Annotated in this window: 2 protein-coding genes and 1 pseudogene; 2 read left to right on the forward strand and 1 reads right to left on the reverse strand. The window is 66.1% G+C overall.

The window, feature by feature from the left end:
• A partial coding sequence (ptsP, locus tag EOA28_RS32195; protein WP_128315681.1) for a phosphoenolpyruvate--protein phosphotransferase occupies positions 1-1,389 on the forward strand: 1,389 nt, incomplete at its 5' end.
• A gap of 17 nt (positions 1,390-1,406) precedes the next feature.
• Here the strand turns inward: ptsP and EOA28_RS32200 are convergent.
• Positions 1,407-2,177 carry a hypothetical protein gene (locus EOA28_RS32200; protein WP_127250786.1) on the reverse strand — a complete coding sequence of 257 codons (771 nt, stop codon included), beginning with the start codon at positions 2,175-2,177 and terminating at the stop codon, positions 1,407-1,409.
• Positions 2,178-2,319: 142 nt separating this feature from the next.
• On the opposite strand from EOA28_RS32200, the pseudogene EOA28_RS32205 reads away from it, so the two are divergent.
• A pseudogene (locus EOA28_RS32205) lies at positions 2,320-2,520 on the forward strand (sugar-binding transcriptional regulator); the annotation flags it as partial.

Below are 2,520 nucleotides of genomic sequence, written 5' to 3' on the forward strand. Positions count from 1 at the left end.
GCCGACGACTGCCTGACCGGCGAGGTCGAAAGACTGGTCAAGGGCGGTGACGATGCGGTCTCCGCGGTCATCGCGGCCGCGGCCACCATCGCCGCCGATTTCAGCGCGGTCGACGACCATTATCTCAATGCCCGGGCCGACGACGTCCATGCCGTCGGCCGGCAGATCTGCCTGGTGCTGCTCGGCCAGGACGAGGTCAGCTTGGAGACCATCCCTCAAGGCGCGATCCTGATTGCCGACGACATCGGCGCCTGGGATCTGGCGCGCGCGCCGCTGAAGCGCATCGGTGGCGTGGTCTGCGGCCATGGCGGCGCCACCTCGCACATCGCCATCATCGCCCGCTCGCACGGCATTCCGGCCGTGCTGGGTCTGGGAGACAAGATCAACGAGTTGCGTGCGGCCAAGGAGGTCGCCATCGACGGCAATGCCGGGCATGTGATCGTCGATCCGGATGAGGCGACGCGCTCCGATTTCAACAAGCGCGTTGAAGCCGCGGCGCAGGAGCGCGCCGGGCTGAAAGTGTTCAAGAGCGTGACGCCGACCCGCGCGGATGGCACGGTGATCGAGGTCGCGGCCAATATCGGCTCGCTGGAAGAGATCGAGGCGGCGCAGGAAGCCGGCGCCATGGGCGTCGGCCTGTTCCGCACCGAGCTGCTCTTCATGCGCCACATGCATCTGCCTTCGGAAGACATGCAGGCCGAGACCTACAGCGCCCTGGCCAAGGCGTTCGCGCCGCATTCGGTCATCGTGCGCACGCTCGACATCGGCGGCGACAAGCCGATCGCCGGCATCGAATTCCCCGACGAGGAGAATCCCTTCCTCGGCTGGCGCGGCATCCGCATGTGCCTGGATCGTCCCGACATCTTCAAGAGGCAGTTGCGGGCACTGCTCAGGGCCGCGGTTCACGGCAACATCAAGGTGATGCTGCCGATGGTCTCGGAAATCGCCGAGGTGACGCGGACCCGCGCGCTGGTCGATGAATGCGCGACCGAGTTGAAGGCCGAAGGCGTGCCGCATGCAAGCTTCGACCTCGGCGTGATGATCGAGACGCCAGCCGCCGTGCTGATCGCGTCGGCGCTGGCGAAGGAAGTGGCGTTCTTCTCGATCGGCACCAACGACCTCACCCAGTACATCATGGCCGCCGACCGCCTCAACCCGACGGTCGCCAAGCTTAACGACGTCACCAATCCGGCGGTGATGTCGGCGATCGAGCTGACGGCCAAGGCGGGTGTCGCCGCCGGCATCATGGTGGGCATGTGCGGCGAGGCCGCCGGCCGTCCGGACCTGATCCCGGCCTTCATCGGGATGGGCCTGACCGAGCTCAGCATGAGCCCGGCCTCGATCCAGCGCGCCAAGAAGACCATCGCGGCGATGGCGCCCGAACGATAGCGGATTCCTCGCGGCGGTTACGTCAGATGCGCGAGCAGAGTGGCGAGAACCGGTGTCAGTTCCTGGACGGCATTGGCCTGGGCGCAAGCCTGCCGGATGCGATCCTCCCGCACTTCGGCCGCCAGCACCGCGATCTCGAGAATGTCGGGCTCCGGCGTGCCGCCGTCCGCCTTGGTCGCCAGTCCGCAGGCAAGCACCACGGGCGCAAGGCATCTTATGTCGAGCGACCGGTCGGCCGTTGCCGCCTCGCCAGGCTGAACCGGACGGTGGTTGAGGCATTCGACCAGCAGAGCCGCGCACGCCGCAGCGACCTGGTCGGTGGACGCCGCATCCGCCGTCGCCCCGGCCAGAAGATCGGCATGGCGCTTGCGCATCGCGGCGTGCACGGCGGAAAAACTCGCCTCGTGCACGCGGGGATTGTCGACGCCGTAACCGGCCAGAACCGCGCGGGTCAGATAATACATGTCGCGCCTGAATTGACGTTCGCCGCCGATCTGCCGGTCTTCATCGCCGTCCGGGAAATAGGAGCGCAGGCTTTTCACGGTCGTTCCGTCGACCTTGAGCGGCCGGGAATGGGGAACGAAGGATTCGGCGATCGTCAGCGCGTCGTCGACAGCGGTCGCGGCGTGGCCGAGCAGGCTGCGGCCCGGAAAGGGAGGCAAATTGCCGACTATATCATGAGACATCTCGCCGGCGCTGTCGTGGCGGCTCTGGCGAATGGCGTCGCGCAGTTCCCGAAGCCGGTCCTTCAGGTTGGCGCGGACGTCCTCGGAGATTTGTCGCAGCATCGCCAATTGCCTCGAAATGCTGAAGTCGCTAACGGCTCGGGGGCGCCAGTCGCCCCTCTCTAGATTGTTCGTGTCGATTGGTAGATCAATAGACGATATTTAACCAGCACGCAGAATCGGCGACGGCATCGCGGAGGGGAACTTGGGCAGGCGACGGCAGGGCGAAGCTGAAAACGGCAAGGCGACAGCGGAGGCGGCCGACCAGGTCGTCAATGAAAACCGGACCGACCGGCTCAGGATCCGCGCCGCCTGGATGTATTTCGTCGAGCAGATGACACAGAACGAGATCGCCGACGTGCTCGGCGTCGGCCGGGTCACCATCGTGCGCATGCTGGCGGAAGCG

The organism is Mesorhizobium sp. M2A.F.Ca.ET.067.02.1.1, assembly GCF_004023285.1.
Classification (GTDB): domain Bacteria; phylum Pseudomonadota; class Alphaproteobacteria; order Rhizobiales; family Rhizobiaceae; genus Mesorhizobium.